The following is a 22,428-nucleotide window of genomic DNA, read 5'->3' on the forward strand; positions in this document are numbered from 1 at the left end:
CACAATGAAAATTTAACTTATATGATATTTTAATTTCATAACAAAAAGTCTTTTTTAGAAATTAAAAATCAAGAATTATGGTTAAAATTCCATGGTAAAGTTTTTAGAGTTTTTTAGAATAAAGTATATTTAATAAAGGATGGAGTTATATGAGATTTGTTATAGTTACAGGAATGTCAGGAGCGGGAAAGACTCAAGCTATAAGAAGTCTTGAAGATTTAGGATATTTTTGCGTTGATAATCTTCCGCCAACATTAATTCCTAAGTTTGCAGAGGCTTGTTATCAAACTGAAGGAAAAATAGATAAAATTGCTGTTGTTGTTGATATAAGAGGAAGAAAATTTTTTGATGATTTATTTGATAGCTTACAGCATTTAAATGAAAGTGGATACAAATATGAAATATTATTTTTAGAAGCCACTGACGAAGTAATAGTTAAGAGATATAAAGAGTCAAGAAGAAAGCACCCATTAGCACCTGAAGGCAGGGTAATTAATGGAATCACTATTGAAAAGAAAAAATTAAAAGCTATTAGAGAAAAAGCCAACTATATTATAAATACAACTAAATTAAGTAACAAAGATTTAAATGAAGAAATAACTAATATTTTTGGTGAGCAGGGACAAATAGAAACCCAGCTATTTATAAATGTTTTATCCTTTGGATTTAAATATGGGATACCAGTAGATTCAGACTTAGTATTTGATGTACGATTTCTACCGAATCCATACTATATACCAGAACTAAAGCCTTATTCCGGTAATGATAGACCGGTAAGAGATTATGTTTTAAGTAAAGTAGAGACAGAGCAATTTATAGATAAGTTAATAGATATGCTAGAGTTTCTATTACCTAATTATAAAAAAGAAGGGAAAAGGCAGCTTATTATTTCTATTGGCTGCACAGGCGGAAGGCATAGGTCTGTTGCCATTGCAAATAAAATACATGAAATTTTAGGTCATAGTGGGTATAGCGTAACAGTTGATCATAGGGATGTAAATGAAGATATAAGTAGAGGTGCAGGAAAGCTATGAAGCTTAAATACTGGTTGAGGCCAGGCATAGGTATTAAGAGATGGATTGGTCAAATGCTATTTGGAATATTTATTTTCATATATGGTATTTTAGGGATTATAAATAAAAATTCTCTTGGAAATAAATATATATTATTTTTTATTGGAATAATTACAATAGGAGCAGTTATTACTTATAACGGATTTAAAGGTTATACTAAGAAGATGCTTTCTTTAGGAAGTCTAGATGTGGACAGTTTATCTTTTAATAAAAAAAGCTTAGGTGAATTAATATATGAGAAAAAAATATTAGTAAAAGGACCTAAGATTGTAGTAATAGGTGGAGGTACAGGGCTTTCAACTTTACTAAGTGGTTTAAAGAGATATACTAGTAATATTACAGCGATAGTTACAGTTGCAGATGATGGTGGTGGTTCAGGACTTCTACGAAAGGATTTAGGAATGCTGCCACCAGGAGATATAAGAAACTGTATAACTGCATTAGCTTATACAGAACCGATTATGGAGGAATTGTTTCAATATAGATTCAAAGATGGAAGACTTGAAAATCAAAATTTTGGAAATTTATTTTTAGCAGCTATGGATGGAATATCAGATAATTTTCATGAAGCAGTTAAAAAAACTTGTTCTGTTTTAGCAGTAACTGGAAGGGTTATTCCGGTCACTTTAGAAAATATAACTCTTTCAGCACGATTAAAAAATGGTTTTATTATTAAAGGTGAATCCAATATTCCTAAACAATGCATAAAGTTTAAAAGTGGAATAGATGAAGTTTATATTGAACCTAGAGGTGCAAAGGCAGTACAAGATGCAATTGATGCTATATTAGAAGCAGATGCAGTTGTATTAGGACCTGGAAGTCTCTATACTAGTATCATTCCTAATTTGTTAGTAGATGGAATTAAAGATGCCATTCTGAAAACTAAAGCTATAAAGATATATATATCAAATATATTAACTCAGCCAGGAGAAAGTGATAATTATAGTGTTCAGGATCATATTACTTCTATTTATAAACATTCTTCAAAAGACATAGTAGACTATGTAATTGTGAACAGTGGAGCTTTAAGTGAAGAAGATAAGCAAAAATGTCTAAATAAAAATCCTCAATTAGTAATGTTAGATGAAGAATATAATTCGGATCTAGGTGTTGAATATATTAAGAGCAATTTTATAAAGCTTAGAAACGGATATATAAAACATGATGAGGACAAATTAGCAGCAATTTTAGTAGAAACTGTTATGAGAAAGAAATTATTTTATGATGAGAAAAGAATCCTAGAATTCTTTTATTTATCACAGATGCTAAAAGAATTTAGAGAGGATAGGGAGAAAAATTAGTTATGTCGTTTTCACTAAAGGTAAAAAATGAAATATGTAGGTATACTGACCTAAATAAAAAAGAAGCAATAGCTGAGCTTTCTGGAATAATGAAAGCTAGTGGAACTTTAGGCCTTGGAGCTAATAAAGCAATGAGCTTTAAAGTTATTACTGAAAATCCGGCTATTGCTAGACTTATATTTAAACTATTAAAAGAGCATTTTAATATACATACAAAATTATTAGTAAAAAGAAGCAATTCATTAAAGAAAAATAACGTATATGTAGTTATGATAACAGAAGATATGAATGTTAAGGAATTATTACTTGAAGTAGGAGTTCTAACTAATGAGGACTTTTTAGGATTAGACTATAGTATCCCTAAAAGACTAATAAGTGAAGAAAGCGATAAAAGAGCTTATATTAGAGGTGCCTTTTTAGGTGGAGGAAGCATTAGCAATCCTGAAAAAACCTATCATTTAGAATTTGTAACTCATAATTTAGATTATGCAAATGAATTAAGTAATTTAATTAATAGTTATGGATTGTCTTCTAAAGTAATTCAAAGAAAAAGTAGTTATGTGATTTACATTAAAGAGGGAGAACAAATTGTGGACCTATTAAATATTATAGGAGCTCATAGTTCTCTTTTAGAGCTTGAAAATATAAGAATAATGAAGGAAATGAGAAACAATGTAAATAGGCTTGTTAACTGTGAAACTGCTAACCTAAGTAAAACAGTAAATGCAGCGGTAAGACAGGTTGAGAGTATAAAAATGATTCAGAATGAGATTGGACTTAATAGATTGCCGAAAAATTTAAGAGAAATTGCAGAGTTAAGATTAGAATATCCTGATGAATCTCTAAAGGAATTAGGCGGGATGCTAAATCCTCCAGTAGGTAAATCAGGTGTTAATCATAGACTAAGAAGAATTGAGAAAATAGCTGAAGAACTACGCAAGGAAGAGAGGTAAGCCATGTCAAAGCACGAAGAGATTATAAAGTATATACTCTCATTAGATATAGGGACTAAAATTTCTGTAAGAGGTGTAAGTAGTGAACTAGGAGTTAGTGAAGGTACTGCTTATAGAGCTATTAAAGAGTGTGAGGCTATAGGAATTGTTAATACAATCTCAAGAGTTGGAACTGTTAGAGTTGAAAAACTAGAGAAAAAGCATATAGATAAATTAACTTTTGGAGATATTGTTAATATTGTTGAAGGAACGATAATAGGTGGAGAAGATGGAATTGATAAAGCTTTAGATAGATTTGTAATTGGTGCAATGGAAGTTGAAACTATAAAAAAATACATAAATCCAGGATCATTACTTATAGTGGGTAATAGAGAAGAGGCGCAAAAACTTGCACTTAAAAATCACTGTGCAGTACTTATTACAGGAGGATTTGAGTGCAGTAAAGAAATCATAGATCTAGCAGATGAAAAGCATTTTCCTCTTATTTCATCTACTTATGATACCTTTACAGTAGCTAGTATGATTAACAGGGCAATTTTTGAAAATAATATTAAAAAGGATATTATTTTAGTGGAAGATATAATGGAAACTCATCCTTCTTATCTTACTACAAAAGATGATATTAAAAAATTAAAAGATTTAGTCTTTGAAACTGAACATGAAAGGTATCCTGTTATTGATGAAGAACATAAGGTTGTTGGAATTGTTACGTTAACAGATATTCCTAGCAATACAGATGATAGTGAATTAATAGAAAAAATTATGGTGAAAGAACCTATAGTGGTTTCAACTACTACTACATTAGCTTATGCAGCTCATATTATGGCATGGGAAGGAATAAAACTCTGCCCTGTAGTTAATAAGAAGAAATTAGTAGGAGTTATATCTAGAGAAGACGTCATTAAAGCTATGCAAATAGCAGTAAGACAGCCTCATGTAGGGGAAACTATGGATGATTTAATAATAAAAAATTTTGAGTTTGAAGCTCAAAAAGATACTATGCATTTTTGGGGTGAAATAGTGCCGGAGATGTTAGATTCTATAGGCACGGCATCGTGGAATGTACTTAATATGATGCTTTCAACTATGGGAACTATGGCACTTAGACAAAATAGTAATGCAAATGTAGCAATAGATAGTTTTTCATCATATTTTACAAAACCTGTTCAAATGGGAAGGGTAATAGATGTCTATGCTGAAGTTTTAGATAGAGGAAGATATTATTCAAAGGTAGAAATATCCATGTATAATAGTCAAAAAGAGTTAGTTGCAAAATCAGTACTTTCAGCTAAAGTATTAAAAAAATAAGCCTAATATTAAAGTATGTAAAATATTGTAGTTAATACCCTAGGATAATTTTAATTCTAGGGATTTTATATAGACATGTAGGGCCTAAATTTAATTTATTTCTAAAATAATCAATACTTATTATACTTGAGTTGAAATTCAATTCACAATTCACAATTGTGGATATTTCTCAGTTACCACTGAGAAATTTAAAATTGATACTGTTAAGGAGGAAAAATGTTTACTCATATTGTATTTTTTAAATTAAAAGAAACTACATACGAAAACTTACAAAAAGCTAAAAACATTTTATTATCTATGGAGGAGAATATTCCAATGCTTAAGTACCTAGAAGTTGGATTAGATGAACTTCATACAGAACGTTCCTATGATATAGTGTTAATTACGAGATTTGATTCGCTGGATGATATGAATGCTTATCAAATACATCCTTATCATGTAGCACAAGTATTAACACCACTAAAAGATATGATTGAATCTTCGAAAGCTGTAGATTATGAACAGTAATAAAAATGCTTGCAAAAAGGATCTCAAATACTAAATAATTTATAATGTACAGTTCACAAGATGTAATTGCTAAAGAAATTAAAAATCAGTTTTTAAAATTCTTAGTTTTGATGAAATTTATTTTTAATTATAAAATGTGAACTGTACGTTGAATCAAATTTCTTTTTTTATTCCTCTTTTTAAAGTGTTTTCATAATCTATGAATTTATAAATATCTTCTAAAAAATAATTGCTAAATTGTTGTAGTTCATTTATTTCTAATTCTTCTATTAGTTTATTATTTTCTTCACAGTATAATACTATTTCACCTATTACTTTATGTGCATCTCTAAAAGCCATGCCCTTAGATACTAAATAATCAGCAGCTTCTGTAGCATTTAAAAAGCCTTTTTTTATAGCTTCTTTCATAGCATCTTCATTAACTTCCAAGGTTCCTAACATGCCATTCATTACTTTAATACAACTTAAAACTGTATTGATAGCATCAAAGAAAACTTCTTTATCTTCTTGCATATCTTTATTATAAGCTAAAGGAATACCTTTCATAGTAGTTAATATAGACATTAAACTTCCATAAACTCTTCCGGTTTTTCCTTTTATAAGTTCTGCAGCATCAGGATTTTTCTTCTGAGGCATAATACTGCTTCCAGTTGCAAATTCATCATCTATTTGTATGAAGTTAAATTCTTTACTGCTCCAAAGAATAAGTTCTTCACTTAATCTGCTTAAATGCATCATAATTATAGAAAAGGAAGATATAAGTTCTATTACATAGTCTCTATCACTTACTCCATCCATGAAGTTGTCTACTGGCTTTTTAAAACCTAATTCCGTGCAAGTAAAAGCTCTATCTATTTCATAAGTAGTACCACCAAGTGCACAACATCCAAGTGGACTTTCATCCAGTAAATTTATAGCATTTTCTATTCTAATTTTATCTCTAGAAAACATACTGTAATAAGCCATAAGATGATATTTAAAAGTTACTACCTGCGCTCTTTGGAGATGAGTATATCCGGGCATAATAAAATTATTTTTTTCACCAACTTCTAATATAGTGTTTTTAAGATTTTCTACTTCTTTTTTAATTTCTAGAGCTTTCTTTTTTGCATATAATCTTAAATCCACCGCTACTTGATCATTTCTGCTTCTACTCGTGTGGAGCTTTTTACCAGTATTACCGATTCTGCTTATTAAATTTATTTCAATAAAGCTATGTATGTCTTCGTAATTTCCTTCTAGTTTTAAAGCTCCACTTTCTATATCTTTTAAAATATCTTTAAGACCTTGTATTATTAAGTTACCTTCTTCTTCTGATAGAATACTACACTTCATTAACATTTTTACATGGGCCATACTACCAGTAATGTCTTCTTTGTACAATATGTTATCGAAACTTAGGGAACTATTGAAATCTTCCATAAGTCTACTTTCTTCTTTTTTAAATCTTCCACCCCAAAGATTCATTAAACATCCCTACTTTCTAAAGTTTATATTTTTTTAAAGGCTTTAATTTTAGTTGGAAGAGAAAATAAATTTATAAATCCAGCTGAATCCATATGATTATATAACTCACTAGCACCAAAAGAAGATACTTTTTCATCATAAAGTGCGTTTTCAGATTGTATTCCTGCTAATATCATATTTCCTTTATAAAGCTTTAATTTAACGCTGCCGGTAACAGTTTCTTGAGTTTTATCAACAAAACTATCTAAAGATTCTTTTAATGTATCAAACCATAGACCATTATATACAAGTTCACCATATTTCTGAGATACTATATATTTAAAATGCATTGTATTTTTATCTAATGTTGCTTTCTCAAGAGCCTTATGAGCTTCATAAAGTATAGTTCCACCTGGTGTTTCATATATACCTCTTGATTTCATACCTACAAGTCTATTTTCTAATATATCCTTTATACCAATACCATTTTCTCCACCTAATTTATTCAATGTCGAAACTATTCCAACAGGAGATAATGTTTCGTTGTTTATTTTTGTAGGAATACCTTTTTCAAAATATATATCTACATAATCTGGATTATCTTTAGCGTTTTCTGGTGAAACACACATGGTATATATATCAGATTTATGTTCATTTTTAATATCTTCTATATGGCCACCTTCATGACTTATATGCCATATATTTTGATCTTCTGAATAAATTTTATCTTTAGTAACGGTTAGCTCTATTCCTCTAGAATTTGCATAATCTATAGCATCCTCTCTTGAAGTGATATCCCATATTCTCCAAGGTGCAATAACTTGTATTGTTGGATCAAAGGCTGCTATGCCAGTTTCAAATCTTACTTGATCATTTCCTTTACCTGTACATCCATGACAAATATATTTAGCATTTTCTTTATGTGCTATTTCTACTAATTTTTTCGATATTAAAGGTCTAGCAAGTGCAGTACCTAATAAATAATCCTCTTCATAAATAGCGCCTGCCTTTAGCGCCTTAAATATATAGTCTTCTACAAACTCATTAGTTACATTCTCCACATATATTTTTTGAGCGCCACTTTTGATTGCTTTTTCTTTAATTGCTTCCATGCTATCGTTTTGGCCAACATTTATACAGGCTGCTATAACATCTAAATCATAATTTTCTTTAAGCCATGTAATTATTATAGAGGTATCTAATCCTCCAGAATATGCTAGTACAACTTTATCCTTCATAATAATCAACTCCCTTATTTTTATAAATTAAAAATCATTATACAGAAAAACTTATAATTATGCAATATTTATTTAAAAATATTCACAAAAAGTATTTTGTTAAATTCTGAAAAAAATTGGCTAAGCCACTGATAATAAGGTTTACTTGGGCTTTGTTTTTATGGAATGCTTTTGCATCATGTATATTAAAGTGATTTTATGCATTAATATACAGTTGTAATTGTATGTTTAAGAACTCTTGAATTTCCAATAAATAAAAGTCATGAAATCATATTTAATGAATATTGTTATATAAGAAAGAGAATAAGGAGAGATTAGAGTGAAGAAAAAAATTCTTGCATTGGCTATGGCTACAATAGTTACATTTTCTTTATTAGGCTGTGGAAAATCAAAAGATAAGGAAAAAGAGAATACAGGAAAACCAGAAACAACACAATCAGAAGGAAAGAATGATGAGGAGAAGAAAAAACAAGGATGGAAAAAATATAATGACATGGGTATAGAATTTAAAATGGCAGATGTATGGAAAAATTATGATGATAATATTTTACTAGGAGGTTTAGGAGATCCAGATAATCCTGATGAACCTATATATGGGGGATTAAGATATAGTTTTTTATCTAATGAACTTATAAAACAGTATGAAACTGTCAGCGAAACAGAAAAAGACCCTAAAGAAAAAAGCAAGAAAATAACAGAAATATTTAGTAAAGCAGCACCTTTATTTGACGTAATAGTTTATAGAGAAGATAAAATACCAACAGAAGAAAAGCTTGCGGAGGAAAGCGGTAAAAAGAATAATGACAAAATATCAGATCATGACGGATTAGTTTTTTATATTTGTTATGATGATTTTAATGATGGTGAGTTATCTGAAGAAGGAAAAAAAGCTTATAAAGAACTTTACGATGATATTAAAAATATTAAAGAGTCCATTACAACCTTTAAACCTATAACCCCTCAAGAAGCTATTACTGCTTTAAATAAGATAGAATTTAACCTTAAAGATTTAGATGGTAAAGAAATTGCTAGTAAAGAGGTATTTAAAGATAATAAAATTACGATGGTAAATATTTGGGCCACATTTTGTGGACCATGTATAAATGAAATGCCAGATCTTCAGGAATTATTTGAAGAAGTTAAAGAAAATGGCGGAAGTGTAATTGGAATAATAGGAGATACTCCAGATGAAGATAATGAANNATAATGAAATTGCAGCTAAAAAAATAATAGAAACAAAAGGCGTTAAATTTGTAAATTTAATTCCAGATGATAAATTTAAAAAAGAAGTTATAAGTTCAATAGCAGGATACCCTACATCTTTCTTTGTGGACAGCGAAGGTAAAATTGTTGGGGAAGTCATAACAGGATCAAGAAGTAAAGAGGACTATAAAGAAATATTGAACAAAGCAATTGAAAGCTTAAAATAATAAAAACATGAAAATAAAGATGGGAATTAATTTTATAAATTAATCCTCATCTTTATTTTGATAAATATAATATTAAATAATTTAAAAAAACTAATCTCGGCAGAAAACATTATAAGAGAAAATGTTCTGCTTAGAGAAAAGATATTAACTAAAAAATAATACACTTGCGCTTTTTAAAATTAATATTGCTATAATAAATTTAAAAGTAGAAAGATTTTTTTAATAGTTATGAGTTTTCAATAGATACTTCATCTCAACTACTCCATTTCAAGCTATATAAATAATAAAATTGATCTATTTTGATTTAATAAGATATATTTAAACAAATAAAGTACTTGTTATTACAAATTATAACATGAAAAGCTATATTTCATATCTTCGTTTATGCTTAAAAAAGCAACGGTTAGGAGTTAATTTATTTATTTTGATTTTTTAACTATGTTAGCTAGGGATAATATTGTTAAACATGATATTGTTATGTCCAGTGAATGTATGGAGTCATCCATACCTAAAAAATTATCATTAGTTAATAACCAAGTAAATCCTATATATAACATATATAATCCTATAATAAACAATAATCTTTTTTGATATACATTAAAGACAATATACTTATGAAATAACCAGAAATTCCATGAAATATACCTGATATAAGATATATAGAAATAAAAAGTATTCTTATTAAATACATAGTACCTCCTTATTTTTAGTTATTAATAAATATTTTATAAAATATATGAATTGCAGATGTAAGTACAGACAATGCATAAATATAATATTTTATATCATTTTAAGCCTATATATTTATTTTAAATTGTAGACTTAATTATTTGAAATGTTTTGGATATGATTTAGTAATACATATAAAATATATGTTATAAAGAATAAGTGGTAGTATTTTTAAGGTAGCTGAGTAGTTCTTAAATATAATACTAAGTATAAATAATACTATAGATACTATTAATAAAACCCAAAATGCTATTGCACAAACTAATTTTTTTTAGTGAAAGATTTTAAATCTTTTTCAATAGACATAAAACACTCTCCTTTAAGATCCTTTATTATTTATAATTTTGTAATTATTATAGGTAAAAATATTGCAATAGCATTATTCCCAGCATGAATTAATGCCGTTACTTTAATAGGACTGCTATTCTTTTTCTCATACAATAAATATGAATAAGCAAATATAATTCCTGCAGCAAATGCGCTGATTGCATAGTATAGATTGTATACTGAATGAAATGATCCAAAAAATAGAGCTGATACAAGAACTTTAATTACTGGCTGATTTAAATTTTTTGTAGTACTAAATATATAAAAGATAAGTCCTTGAAATAATACAGTTTCTACCCAAGGTGATATAATAAGTGGAAATAGTAAACCTAGTAATGATATTTTCACATCACCATAAGAAGCTCCGAGGCTTACAGTTGTAATTTTTAAAATTATACCGGCAAGAAGAATATTTAAAATATATGTAATTATTGTCATAATAACAATAAATAATTTTACATTTAATTTATCAAAAAAGTTATTTGTTTTTTTAAATATATTCATTTTAATCATCCTGTTCTTTAAATTTTTTAGCTTTAGAGTAATTGATTTCAACATGCTTCCAATTCATTTTTATAACACTCCAAATTAGTTTTATTAATAAACCATAATAATAGTTATTTTTCAAATAAAATACTTATTATTACAAATTATAGCATAAAGAGTTATATTTCATATGTTCATTTATGCTTAAAAAAGCGACGGTTATGATGCATATAAAAATTTCTTACTTAAATAGACGTTGACAAAAATAAACATACAATATAATATACTTATGTATATTTTTATATATTTTTGTAAAAATATATAGTTTTACATAATTATGATTTATTTAATATTATTATGTAAATATAACTGTTTTTTACGTAAGGTGGGGTAATATGCTTAACGTCATAATATGTGAAGACAATTCAAGACAGAGAAAGCAGATTAAAGATACTGTTGAAAATAGTATAGTTAGTAATTCATTGAATTTAAATATTGCATTATGTACTGATAATCCTAAAAATGTTTTAAATTATTTACAGGAAAATAAGAATAATGTAGGGATATATTTTCTTGATATAGATTTAAATTCTGATATTGATGGACTTATGTTGGCAAAAAATATTAGGAAATATGATCCAGATGGATATATTATTTTCATAACAGTTCATGCAGAGCTTTCATATATGACTTTCGAGTATAAAGTAGAAGCTATGGGATTTATTCCTAAGGATGATATATTGTCATTAAATAATAAAGTAAGAGATAATTTATTAATAGCTTATAATAAATATAATAATAAAATAGAAAATGACGACGAAAATAAAAATGATTTCATAATGATTGAAACTGGCTATCATAAGATTAATATTAGTTTTGAAAATATTTTATTTTTTGAAACTATTTCTGCTACACATAAAATTAGAATTCACACTTTTAGAAGACAAATAGAGTTTTACGGCAGTATAAAAGAATTAAAAGATAGACTAAATAATGATTTTTATCATAGCCATAGAAGTTATTTAGTAAATATAAAGAATATAAAAGAAATTGATAAAAAAAGATTAATTATACACATGAAAAATGATGAAGAATGTTATGTGTCTATAAGGCGGCTAAGGGGATTGATGCAAAGATGGTGCATATAAGCAATGACATTATTACATCTTTAATTTTATTAACAAGCCTTTTTATTATCATCTGCAACTTAAAAAGTAACAAATTCACTAATAGAAAAGTAGTGTTTTTCACACTAATAAACATATTTATAAATATTTTCAGATTATATTCTCAAGATGTTTTGACATTACCTTTTTCAGTAATTTTTATCTTTACTCTTTTATTTTATGTAAATAAAATGACCTGTGATTCGACTGTTTTAACAAGTACTTTATTCATTTCAGCAATGAGTGAGATTACTTTAGTGTTCATACTATTTAATATAGACTATTTATTATTTAAAGAAAATAAGTTAATGATAATGACAGCCTATCTAATGATCCTATTCTTCGTTTGTGTTGTTACTAATGGTATTTATTCAATTTCTGTTAGAAGAAACGTTAAAACAGCAGAAATAATATCTTTTATTAATAATATTATTATATTGATATATATAGGTTTAGCATTGCTTTCAATCCATATAAATAAAAAAATTCACCAATATTATTTTGTAGACACTGGTAAGAACATCATTAAAATAAACATAATTTTAACATTAATTTATTTTATGTTAGGATTTATAAAAATTTATTATAATAAGAAAAATATTAAAAAACAAATAATTTATGAGCAAAATTCTAAAAATCTTGAAAATCTTATGGAATATTCAAATATAATGGAAAATATGATTGATGAGAGCAGACGTTTTAGGCATGATTATATAAATATTTTATCTACTATTAACGGATATATAGAGGACAAAGATATAGATGGATTAGAGACATATTTTAGAAAAGAAATATTATGTAAAAGCTTAAAGGTAAACTATAATAAGTTATTTAATCTTAAAAACATTAAAATCTCAGGGATAAAAGGACTTTTGTCTTCAAAAATTATTACTGCATTAGATTTAAATTTAAATGTACATATAGAAATTAATGAAATTATAGATAATATTTCTGTGGATATAATAGATATATGTAGGGTGTTAGGTATACTGTTGGATAATGCTATTGAAGCAGCATACTTTACTGAAAGTAAAAATTTTAATATAGCAATAATAAAAACAGATGATTTCATTATATTTATTATAACTAATTCTTTTTCAGAACAAATTCAGTCTGTTAGCAAATTGTATGATGAAGGATTTTCAACTAAGGGTAAAAATAGAGGAATTGGACTTAATATAGTTAAGGATACTGTAGAAGATTATCCTAATATTTTGCTAAATACAGAAATTAAAGATAACTTATTTAAACAAGAGTTAGTAATATGTAATGAAAATAAGAACGTAGTTTAAGTAGGACAAGTTTAAGATAAGCCTATCTTGAGAGATTAAGGATTAATAATGAAGANNTTCATTGTAAAAATTTTATTATAGATGTGAACAGTGTTCACCAGTTCTCCCACATCTGGGGAACTTAATCAATTGAGAATCGAAAATGAAAAATTGACAATTGTGGTAGAATTTAATTCTTACAAATTAATTGCTTTAAATAGATTTTTAAATAAAATTGACTGCGTCACTTAAAAAAGAAATAAATTTAGAACTTCTCTTATAAGAGAGAAGTATCAATAATTCTCCATTGTAAATCGTCAATTTTCAATTGTATAAAGCTATACACATTAATTTTAAATTTATTACATATATATTATTAGTTAATATTTAAAGGGAGAGGAAATTTTGAAAGATAAAATTTTAAAATACGGAATATTAATTGGTAGTATATGTCTTATAGTGGTAGGTTCAATTAGGGGGGAGCATAGAACCGTACTTAAAAAGGCTATTAATATTTGCTTGGAGTGTATAGGAATTGGGTAAAGGCAATAAGTTAAGACATCCTGTACAGTTTCTTTTTACTATTGCTACCAATGGATATTTTAAAGGGTTTTTAGAGGGAAATATATATAAGGGAAGTAGTAAGAGTGTTTGTGTTCCAGGACTAAATTGTTATTCTTGTCCAGGTGCATTAGGTGCTTGTCCTATAGGCTCCATGCAGGCAGTTATAGGAAGTATAAGATATGATTTTTCACTATATATTTTAGGGATTATAAGTGCTTTTGGTGTTCTGTTAGGGAGATTTATTTGCGGATGGCTCTGTCCTTTTGGATTAGTACAGGATTTACTTAACAAAATACCTTTTTTAAAATACAAAGTTCCTAAAAAGATTAATAATATTTTAAAATATTTTAAATATGTAATTTTAATTGTTTTTGTTATATTGTTACCATTTTTATTTCAAGATGAATTGGGAATAAGTGATCCCTTCTTTTGTAAATATATTTGTCCATCAGGCACATTAATGGGAGGAATTCCATTAGTTTTAACAAATGAAAGCTTAAAAAGTGCCGTAGGATTTTTATTTGCATGGAAGATGGCAATATTAATAATTGTAATTTTAGCTTCGATAATAATATTTAGACCTTTTTGTAGATATATTTGTCCATTAGGAGCATTTTATTCTCTTATGAATCCTATAAGCTTTTATAAGCTTAAAATAAAAGAGGACAAGTGTACTAAATGCGGAGTATGCACAAAATCCTGTAAACTTAATATAGAAGTATATAAAAAGCCTAATACTGGAGAATGCATAAGATGTGGTGATTGCATAAAAGCTTGCCCAAGAAAAGCAATAGAAAGTGGTATGTCGTAATAAATTAGATAAAGTTCTAACATTAACTATATAACTTTAAGCTGTTGGATAAAGTTCAACAGCTATTTCTATGAATTTAGATAGAAAATTAGTAGAAATGCATAATGGAGAAATAAAGTTAGAAAGTGAACATAATAAAGGATGTAAGTTTAAAATATTGCTTCCTAAAATCATTATTGAGTATGAAAAGCTCATAGGCACCGAAGGTAAAGAAATAAACATGAAGAAAATAGAGATAGAATTGTCTAATATATGTAGCTACAGAAGTGTAAAGAATCTTTAATTTTTATCAGTATATTTTAATAATTACTACACACTCTAATGTTATATTAAAAGTAAATAATATTAGAGAGGAAGGAGAATATGAAAGGTAAAGGAGAAAATTTCAAAAAAAAATATGGAATAATTGCAGCAATTTTAATTTTTATAATAGTTATAGTAAGTTATTTTATCTACGTTTATAGTGTAGTAAATGCATATGAAAATATTATATACCCGGGAGTGAAAATTGAAGAATATAGTGTAGAAAATATGACTAAAGAGCAAGCTTTAGAGTTTGTTAAAGAAAAATATGACAAGCCCTTGAGAAATAATTCCATGATATTAGTATGTAAGGGAAAAGAGTATAATATTCCCTATGATAGTTTAAATGTAAATTACAATATAGAGGGAATAGTAGAAGAGGCTTTTAGCTATGGTAAGAATCAAAATACCCGTAGCAAATTTTTAACTATAAAAAAACCACAAGAAAAACAGATTGCTATTAAATTTACTTATGACAATAAACCTTTAGACGAAATAGTATCTACCATGGAAAAATCTCTAAATAAGAGTGCAAAAAATGCTTCTATTACTAGAAAAAATGAAAAATTTCATATAACATCTGAGATAAATAAAGAGGAAATAGATAAGAAAAAAGTAAAAAGTCAAATTGAAGATGAAATTGTTTCTCACATTGGAGAATCATATAAATATAATATTCCTCTTGAAATCAAAGAACCGAAGATTACTAAGAAGGGATTAGAGGACATAAATCAATTAGTTGCTTCTGCCAAAACAAGTTATAAGCCTTCAACTCCTGCTAGAACTAAAAATATATCTATAGCTACATATGCTAATAATGGAGTTCTATTAATGCCTGGAGATGAATATAGTTTTAATAAGATAGTAGGTGATACAACTGCTGATAAAGGATATTTACCTGCTACAGTTATAATGGGAGATAAGTTAGAACAAGGATTAGGTGGAGGAATATGCCAAGTTTCAACTACTCTTCATAATGCTGTTTTAAAAACAGGCATAATACCAACAGAAAGACTAAATCATAATATGCCTGTAGGCTATACAGAACTAGGGATGGATGCAACTGTTGCTTACGGCTCTGTAGATTATAAATTTAAAAACACTTTAAATTATCCAATATACATAGAAGGTGCTGTTACAGACAATGATGTAATTTTTAATATGTATTCAAACTCATCATTAAAAAGTAAAAGTTATGAATTTTCTCAAGATATATATGGAAAATATCCTATATCTACTGAATATGTCTATGATAATACCATAGAAAAAGGTAAAGAGAAGATTAAAAATCCTGGGAGTATAGGTTACAAGGTGAAGGTATATAGAACAGAGTATGAAAATGGGGAGAAAAAAGATAAAATTCTTTTAAATGATGATTTTTATAAACCAGTGAAGAAAGTTATAGCTAAGGGAACTAAGGCATATTAAAAAAATAAACAAGTCAGTATGCTAGACTATTTTGTGCCATACTGCGTCAGCAGAACCCATTGATAGCTCTACTATCAACGGAACCTGTTTCCTTGTCTGACGCAAAATAGTCGTCGCATCTTTGCCTTGTTATTTATTTTAATGTGCCTAAATAAAAATTAGATAGTCTTAATAAGAACTATGAAAATAAAGTAGCTAATTGAAGATTCAAAATAGATTAACATGCAACAATAGTTATTTTAAATATGCTTAAAGTGTAATTATATCGTAATAGATTTGTTACACTTTTTATTTTGAAATCAATTAATATCTATATATAGTGAAGATATATTTCTTTTCAAACTTTTATAAAATTTAACAACATTAATCGAATGTATGAAATAAACTTTTAAAATCGCTTTAACTCATATAAAACGTGGGTTTTTACAAAGTGAAAGCTAAAACATTTTATGATATACTATAGGTGAATTTATTATTAAATTTATTTAAGCAATTATTTATTTACTTCGGGTTAGGGAAAATTTTTCAATGAAAGGAATTTTAACATGAACACAAACTTAGAAAATAATACTGTAGTAAAAAGTAGAACTTCTAAAAAGAAAAAGAAAGCTAAAGCTAAAAAAAGAAGAGTAATTATCCTTTCTTTAATAGCGGCTTTACTAATGATATCAATTGGTGGAGTATTCTATGTTAAAACTACGGTTGATAATTATGAAAGTGTTATTTATCCAGGAATGAAAATTCAAGGAATTGACCTTTCCGGTAAAACAAAAGAAGAAGCGTTAAAATTAATAGAAGAAAAGTACAAGAAAAGTGTAGAGCAGAAAAAATTAATTATGACAGCTGGAGATAAATCCTATGTAGTTAATTATGCTGATATGAAATTAAGCTTTAACTTAGATGATACAGTAAAATCTGTATTTGAAGAGGGTAAAGATAAGGGCGTAATGGAAAAGTTTAAAATGATTAGAAATGCTACAGAAAAAGATCATCAGCTAAAATTTACTTATGATAATAAAGTAATAGAGAATAAGATTAAGACTATGGAAAGCGAACTAAATAAAAATAAAGTTAATGCTAAGATAACTAAGGCTGGAGATGGATTTGATATAACTCCTGATCAAGTAGGTATGAAGCTAGATTCTAAATCGCTACAGGAGGAAATAACCAAAGCAATAGCTTCTTCAAAAGAAACAGAAGCTGAAGTTAAAGTTAAAGCAAAACTTGTAGAGGATAAACCAACAATAACAAAAGCAGAACTTGAAAAGATAAATAGCAAAATATCAGGTTTTAGTACAGGCTATCCAGAGTCAACTTATGAGAGAGCTACCAATATAGAAATAAGTACGGACACTATAAATGGAACTTTATTAATGCCAGGAGATAGTTTTAGTTTTAATACTATAGTAGGTAATACAACCCCTGACAAAGGATATTTAGAAGGTGTTGTAATCGTAGGTGATAAGTTTGAAAAGGATTATGGTGGAGGAGTATGTCAAGTATCTACAACTCTTCATAATGCAGTGTTAAGAGCTGGAATACTTCCAGATTCGAGACTTAATCATAATCTTGCTGTAGGTTATGTTGAAAGAGGACTAGATGCAGCAATAGCTTATGGATGGCTAGACTATGTATTTACAAATAACACAAAATATCCAATGTATATTGAGGGATATGCAGGTAATTCCAGTGTTGGTTTTAACATTTATTCTAATTCAGCTTTACTTACAGGAAAAACATATGAGTTTTACAGTGAAACCTATGAAACTATTCCATTTGAAACTAAAGTTGAGGAGGATCCAACTTTAGAAGAGGGAACAGAAGTTGTTACTCAATATGGTGCACAAGGATACAAGGCTAAGGCTTACAGAGTAACTTATGATAATGGGGTAGAAATTGCAAGAGAGCTTATGAATAATGATACTTATCAGTCAGCTCCTCAAATAGTTAAAAGGGGTACTAAAAAGGCAGAAACTGCTAAACCTTCAAAACCAGATGAAAATAAAGACAAAGATAAAGAAAAAGATAAAGAAAAAGACCAAAATAAGCCTAATGAAAATAACAATGCACAATCAAATAATAATTAATAATCTGATAACAATTAATAATAAAATAATGAACAATAATGCAGGAAACTAAGATCTATGATCTTAGTTTTCTTTTTACAATATTGTAATTACAGTTTATAATAAAGATATTATTTTATGAACTTTAAGTTTTAGTTTAGAAATAGAGTAATAAATTAAAACTTTTAGACAGGTTATAATTAGTTGCTCTTTTTTAATATACTATAATACGATAATTAAAAGTATTCTGTGGGAGGAATGAACATGTCAAAATATGTTATGGCGTTGGATCAAGGAACAACAAGCTCAAGATGTATTATCTTTGATGAAAAAGGGACTATAGCAAGTGTTGCACAAAAAGAATTTACTCAAATTTATCCTAAGGGAGGATGGGTAGAACATGACCCTATAGAAATCTGGTCTACTCAATTGGGTGTTGCAACAGAAGCTATGGCAAAACTAGGAATAACTGCAACAGATATTTCTGCTATTGGAATTACTAATCAAAGGGAAACTACAGTAGTTTGGAACAAACATACTGGACAACCTGTTTATAATGCTATAGTTTGGCAGTGTAGAAGGACGGCAGAAATGTGTGATGAGCTTAGGGAAAAAGGCTTAGACAAAATGTTTACAGAAAAAACAGGTCTTATTTTAGATGCCTATTTTTCAGGAACAAAAATTAAATGGATACTAGATAATGTAGAAGGAGCAAGAGAAGAAGCAGAAAATGGCAATCTTTTATTTGGTACTATAGATACTTGGCTTATATGGAATTTAACTAAGGGAAAAGTTCATGTTACCGATTACACTAATGCATCCAGAACTCTTATATTTAATATTCATGAACTAAAATGGGATGAAGAAATTTTAGATATCTTAGATATACCAAAATCAATGCTGCCAGAAGTTAAGCCTTCTAGCTATGTTTATGGTTATACTGATCATTCACTATTAGGAGCTAAAACCCCTATAGCAGGAGTTGCTGGAGATCAGCAAGCTGCCTTATTTGGCCAGTGTTGCCACCAACCAGGAACTGCAAAGAATACCTACGGAACAGGTTGTTTTATGCTTATGAATACAGGAGAAAAGGCTGTTAATTCTAAAAAAGGACTTTTAACTACTATAGCTTGGGGAGTAGATGGTAAGGTAGAATATGCTTTAGAAGGAAGTATATTTATAGCAGGAGCAGCTATTCAATGGCTAAGAGATGAGCTAAGAATGATAAAAAAAGCGGAAGATTCTGAAGAGTATGCTACAGCAGTAGAGGATACCAATGGAGTTTATATGGTACCAGCATTTGTAGGTCTTGGAGCTCCTTATTGGGATCAATATGCTAGAGGAACTATTGTTGGACTTACTAGAGGAACAAAAAAAGAGCATATAATAAGAGCTACTTTAGAATCACTAGCTTATCAAACTTATGATGTATTAAAAGCTATGGAAGAGGATTCAGGAATAACATTAAAGGCCTTAAAAGTAGATGGAGGAGCTTGTGCAAACAATTTCTTGATGCAATTCCAATCTGATATATTAGGCGTTCAAGTTGAGAGACCTGAAGTAATAGAGACCACTGCTTTAGGTGCAGCTTATTTAGCTGGGCTAGCGGTTGGATACTGGAAAGATAAAGAGGAGATTTGTGAAAATTGGGCTATTTCAAAGCAATTTGAACCTAACATGGAAGAGAAAAAACGAGAGGAACTCTTAGAAGGCTGGCATGAAGCAGTTAATAGAACATTAGTAAGATAGGCAAGACATTTAATTTATTTGAGGAGGAAGTAATATGTCAATATATTTAGCAGAGTTATTAGGAACAATGCTTTTAATTCTTCTGGGAGACGGAGTAGTTGCCAATGTATGTTTAGATAAATCTAAAGCTAACAATTCAGGATGGATGGTTATCGCTACTGGCTGGGCTTTAGCAGTAGCAATTCCAGTATATATATTTGGACCTATATCAGGAGCACATTTTAATCCAGCAGTAACTTTAGGATTAGCTGCGATAGGAAAATTCCCTTGGGCAGATGTTCCATTGTTTATTTTATGTCAAATGATAGGAGCTTTTCTTGGAGCATGTTTAGTTTATGTTTATTATAAGAGTCATTTTGATATCACTGATGATAAAGATACTAAAAGAGGAATATTTTGTACTGCTCCAGCGATAAGAGATACAGTAAATAATTTTATTTGTGAATTTATAGGAACTTTCGTCCTTGTATTTGCTATATTGGGAATTGCAAATACAAATATGGTAGATGGAATATCACCAATAGTAGTAGGACTAATAATTTGGGTAATAGGATTAACTTTAGGCGGAACTACTGGTTATGCTATAAATCCTGCAAGAGATTTAGGACCAAGAATAGCTCACGCAATTTTACCAATTAAGGGTAAAGGAGATTCAGATTGGGGATATGCTTGGATACCAGTTGTAGCACCAATACTAGGAGGAATTGTAGCAGCACTAGTATTTAATGGAATTTTTTAATTAAGTAAGTTCAATATAAAAGGAGTTAGAATTTTTCTAACTCCTTTTATATTGAGAGACTTATTTAATTCAATTCACAGTTCACTATGCACAATACTGCAGATACTGTGATATATTCTACTGCACCTCAGGGAGCTATATAGAAAGTAGTTATAAATTTAAATTTATAATTATAATTATGTTATAGATCTAGGGGTGAAATATAACTTTGACATAGAACATATGTTCTTGTATAATTGGAATTATATGAATATTGAGAGAGGTAGTAAAGATGGAGAATTATGATAAGTATATTTTTCATATAGACGTTAATTCTGCATATTTATCATGGACAGCAGTTTATAGACTTCAAAAAGGAGATAAAATAGATTTAAGAAAAATACCATCAGTGATAGGTGGTGATGAAAAATCACGACATGGTATAGTATTAGCTAAATCTATACCTGCAAAGAAATATAATATTATAACTGGGGAAAGTTTATATTCTGCTTTCCAAAAATGTCCTAATTTAAAAGTGGTTCATGGAGATTTTGAATTATATAATAAATGCAGTAAGGCTATGGTAGAAATGCTTTTAGAGTATAGCCCATTATTAGAACAGTATTCCATAGATGAATGTTTCTTAGAAGTTACTAATAAGAAGTATACTAGAGAGGATTATATAAAACTAGCACATCAAATTAAAGATAGAATAAAAGAAAAATTAGGATTTACGGTGAATATAGGTATATCTTCTAATAAGCTTTTAGCAAAGATGGCATCAGATTTTAAAAAGCCTGATAGAGTTCATACTCTTTTTAAAGAAGAGATAGAAAGTAAGATGTGGAATTTACCTATAGAAAATTTATTTATGGTAGGAAAGGCAACACTGCCTAAATTAAAGAGAATTAATATAAACACTATAGGCGATTTAGCGAAATATGATATAGAAAAATTAAAATATTTCTTTAAGAGTTATGGTAATATGATTCATAATTATGCTAATGGTATTGATTTTTCAGTAATTGATGCTAACAAAAAATATAAAAATAAAAATATGGGAAACTCCACTACTATTCCTTTTGATGTAGAAGATAGAGAAACTGCTCATAGAGTTTTATTATCACTATGTGAAACTTTAGGAATGCGATTAAGAAAAAGTAACAATTATTGTGATGTTATTTCTATATCTATAAGAAATAGTGAATTTATAAATTACTCGAAGCAGAAAAAAATTATGAACCCTATTAATAGCACTAATGAACTTTACAAGATAAGTTGCAAGCTCTTTGATGAACTTTGGCATGGTGAACCTATTAGACTTTTAGCAGTGAACACCTCGATAGTTAGTGAAAACTTTGGTATACAACTTTCCTTATTTGATAAAAAAGAGGATGAAAAATATATTGCATTAGAGAAGACAATAGATAGTATAAGAGATAAATATGGAAATAAATCAATAATGAAGTCATCCTTTTTACATTCTGATATTAAACCTATAAGTGGAGGAATAGAGGAAGAATCATAGGTATCCAATATAAAAACTTAAAATAT

19 protein-coding genes are annotated in these 22,428 nt (G+C 28.2%); 16 read left to right on the forward strand and 3 right to left on the reverse strand.

Annotated features, from left to right (window positions below):
* Positions 1-149 precede the first annotated feature (149 nt).
* From rapZ to B2W91_RS16410, 5 genes are all read left to right on the forward strand, one after another.
* On the forward strand, positions 150-1,034 hold the full coding sequence (rapZ, locus tag B2W91_RS16390; RefSeq protein WP_291582860.1) for an RNase adapter RapZ: 885 nt from the start codon (positions 150-152) through the stop codon (positions 1,032-1,034).
* A complete protein-coding gene (locus B2W91_RS16395; RefSeq protein WP_291582862.1) occupies positions 1,031-2,374 on the forward strand; it encodes a gluconeogenesis factor YvcK family protein in 1,344 nt (447 codons plus the stop codon). The genes rapZ and B2W91_RS16395 overlap by 4 nt, the downstream gene beginning before the upstream one ends.
* A 2-nt stretch (positions 2,375-2,376) precedes the next feature.
* A complete protein-coding gene (gene whiA, locus B2W91_RS16400; RefSeq protein WP_291582864.1) occupies positions 2,377-3,327 on the forward strand; it encodes a DNA-binding protein WhiA in 951 nt (316 codons plus the stop codon).
* A gap of 3 nt (positions 3,328-3,330) precedes the next feature.
* The gene (locus tag B2W91_RS16405; RefSeq protein ID WP_291582866.1) at positions 3,331-4,635 is read left to right on the forward strand and encodes a DRTGG domain-containing protein; all 1,305 of its coding nucleotides are present in this window, start codon (positions 3,331-3,333) and stop codon (positions 4,633-4,635) included.
* Positions 4,636-4,851: 216 nt separating this feature from the next.
* Positions 4,852-5,142, forward strand: a complete 291-nt coding sequence (locus tag B2W91_RS16410) for a Dabb family protein (protein ID WP_291582868.1) — start codon at positions 4,852-4,854, stop codon at positions 5,140-5,142.
* Between the two features lie 153 nt (positions 5,143-5,295).
* On the opposite strand, the gene argH is transcribed toward B2W91_RS16410, so the two are convergent.
* A complete protein-coding gene (argH, locus tag B2W91_RS16415; protein ID WP_291582870.1) occupies positions 5,296-6,609 on the reverse strand; it encodes an argininosuccinate lyase in 1,314 nt (437 codons plus the stop codon).
* A 23-nt stretch (positions 6,610-6,632) separates the two neighbouring features.
* A complete protein-coding gene (locus tag B2W91_RS16420; RefSeq protein ID WP_291582872.1) occupies positions 6,633-7,826 on the reverse strand; it encodes an argininosuccinate synthase in 1,194 nt (397 codons plus the stop codon).
* A gap of 511 nt (positions 7,827-8,337) precedes the next feature.
* Here B2W91_RS16420 and B2W91_RS16425 point away from each other — a divergent pair.
* Positions 8,338-9,033, forward strand: coding sequence for a TlpA disulfide reductase family protein (locus tag B2W91_RS16425; protein ID WP_422653277.1), 696 nt, complete (start codon positions 8,338-8,340; stop codon positions 9,031-9,033).
* Positions 9,034-10,321: 1,288 nt separating this feature from the next.
* Here the strand turns inward: B2W91_RS16425 and B2W91_RS16430 are convergent.
* Positions 10,322-10,816 (reverse strand): CPBP family intramembrane glutamic endopeptidase, encoded by a 495-nt coding sequence (locus B2W91_RS16430; RefSeq protein ID WP_291582877.1) that lies wholly within the window; start codon positions 10,814-10,816, stop codon positions 10,322-10,324.
* Between the two features lie 377 nt (positions 10,817-11,193).
* On the opposite strand from B2W91_RS16430, the gene B2W91_RS16435 reads away from it, so the two are divergent.
* The 10 genes from B2W91_RS16435 (at position 11,194) to B2W91_RS16480 (ending at position 22,402) form a co-directional block, all read left to right on the forward strand.
* Positions 11,194-11,946, forward strand: a complete 753-nt coding sequence (locus B2W91_RS16435; protein ID WP_291582879.1) for a LytR/AlgR family response regulator transcription factor — start codon at positions 11,194-11,196, stop codon at positions 11,944-11,946.
* Positions 11,947-12,221: 275 nt separating this feature from the next.
* Complete coding sequence (locus B2W91_RS16440) at positions 12,222-13,256, forward strand: sensor histidine kinase (RefSeq protein WP_291582881.1); 1,035 nt, start codon at positions 12,222-12,224, stop codon at positions 13,254-13,256.
* A gap of 384 nt (positions 13,257-13,640) precedes the next feature.
* Complete coding sequence (locus B2W91_RS16445; RefSeq protein ID WP_291582883.1) at positions 13,641-13,778, forward strand: CD1871A family CXXC motif-containing protein; 138 nt, start codon at positions 13,641-13,643, stop codon at positions 13,776-13,778.
* Positions 13,771-14,610: a 4Fe-4S binding protein gene (locus tag B2W91_RS16450; protein WP_291582885.1), complete on the forward strand. Its 840-nt coding sequence runs from the start codon at positions 13,771-13,773 to the stop codon at positions 14,608-14,610. The genes B2W91_RS16445 and B2W91_RS16450 overlap by 8 nt, the downstream gene beginning before the upstream one ends.
* A 70-nt stretch (positions 14,611-14,680) precedes the next feature.
* Positions 14,681-14,893, forward strand: coding sequence for an ATP-binding protein (locus tag B2W91_RS16455; RefSeq protein WP_291582887.1), 213 nt, complete (start codon positions 14,681-14,683; stop codon positions 14,891-14,893).
* 80 nt (positions 14,894-14,973) lie between these two features.
* The gene (locus tag B2W91_RS16460) at positions 14,974-16,341 is read left to right on the forward strand and encodes a VanW family protein (protein WP_291582889.1); all 1,368 of its coding nucleotides are present in this window, start codon (positions 14,974-14,976) and stop codon (positions 16,339-16,341) included.
* Between the two features lie 545 nt (positions 16,342-16,886).
* Positions 16,887-18,428, forward strand: coding sequence for a VanW family protein (locus B2W91_RS16465; RefSeq protein WP_291582891.1), 1,542 nt, complete (start codon positions 16,887-16,889; stop codon positions 18,426-18,428).
* Positions 18,429-18,671: 243 nt separating this feature from the next.
* Positions 18,672-20,156, forward strand: coding sequence for a glycerol kinase GlpK (glpK, locus tag B2W91_RS16470; RefSeq protein WP_291582893.1), 1,485 nt, complete (start codon positions 18,672-18,674; stop codon positions 20,154-20,156).
* Positions 20,157-20,190: 34 nt separating this feature from the next.
* Entirely contained in the window at positions 20,191-20,895 is a 705-nt protein-coding gene (locus tag B2W91_RS16475) for an MIP/aquaporin family protein (RefSeq protein ID WP_291582895.1), read from the forward strand.
* A gap of 271 nt (positions 20,896-21,166) precedes the next feature.
* Entirely contained in the window at positions 21,167-22,402 is a 1,236-nt protein-coding gene (locus B2W91_RS16480; protein WP_291582898.1) for a Y-family DNA polymerase, read from the forward strand.
* The last annotated feature ends 26 nt before the right edge of the window (positions 22,403-22,428 follow it).

This window comes from Clostridium sp. UBA6640 (assembly GCF_002455975.1).
Lineage (GTDB): Bacteria > Bacillota > Clostridia > Clostridiales > Clostridiaceae > Clostridium_J.